The 870-nt window shown below is 36.3% G+C and carries 1 protein-coding gene; it reads left to right on the top strand.

Annotated features, from left to right (window positions below; genetic code table 11):
• Window positions 1-135 precede the first annotated feature (135 nt).
• On the top strand, window positions 136-870 hold a 735-nt coding region (locus BFN00_RS04255; protein WP_171260759.1), incomplete at its 3' end, for an IS30-like element ISAba125 family transposase.

Genomic DNA, 870 nt, shown 5'->3' with positions numbered 1-870 from the left:
ATGTGTATAAGAGACAGAAGATAATCAGATTTATCCCAATATCAAACATTTTAGCTCATATACGTAACTACGATAAAGAAGGGCAGAGTAAAACTTGAAGTGCGACATAAACCACCTAATTAATTTAAAGGGTTTATGGAGTATATAAAATTGTCATACCATCATCTTAACTTTGAAGATCGTACTGCATTAATGCTTGAGTCAAGAAAAGAAGGCTTTTCAGCCAGAAAATTTGCTGAACTCATTAAAAGACATCCTAGTACGATCTATCGTGAGCTTAAAAGAAATAGCATCAATGACGTTTATCAAGCTCGATATGCTTCTGATAACACCTTCGCTAGACGTAGACGTGGTCACAGAAAACTCAAAATCGATTCAATCCTCTGGAAATTTATTGTTGAAGCGATCCGTTGTTTATGGTCTCCTCAGCAAATAGCAAAGCGTTTAAAGACATTTCCTGATTTGGATCAAACAATGAATGTAAGCCATACAACGATTTATTCAACGATACGAGCATTACCAAAGGGTGAGTTGAAAAAAGACTTATTATCCTGTCTGCGTCATGAAAATAAAAAGCGAAAAGCTAACGGTGAACCTAAAAAAGATTCTATATTACAGGATATTAAAACTATTCATGAGCGCCCAGCCGAAGTTCAAGAAAGAAAAATACCGGGTCATTGGGAAGCTGATTTAATTAAAGGTAAAGACAATAAAAGTTCGATAGCAACACTTATTGAACGAAATACACGGCTCTGTATCTTGGCAACATTACCTGATGCAAAGGCAGAATCAGTGCGCAAGGCTTTAACTGAAGCTCTGAAATATTTACCTGCAGAACTGCGTAAAACGTTGACCTATGACCTGTCTCTT

This window comes from Acinetobacter sp. AR2-3 (assembly GCF_001878775.1).
GTDB lineage: Bacteria > Pseudomonadota > Gammaproteobacteria > Pseudomonadales > Moraxellaceae > Acinetobacter > Acinetobacter lwoffii_D.
The sequence above is the reverse complement of the archived record's forward strand: the minus strand, read 5'-3'. Positions and strand labels throughout refer to the sequence as shown.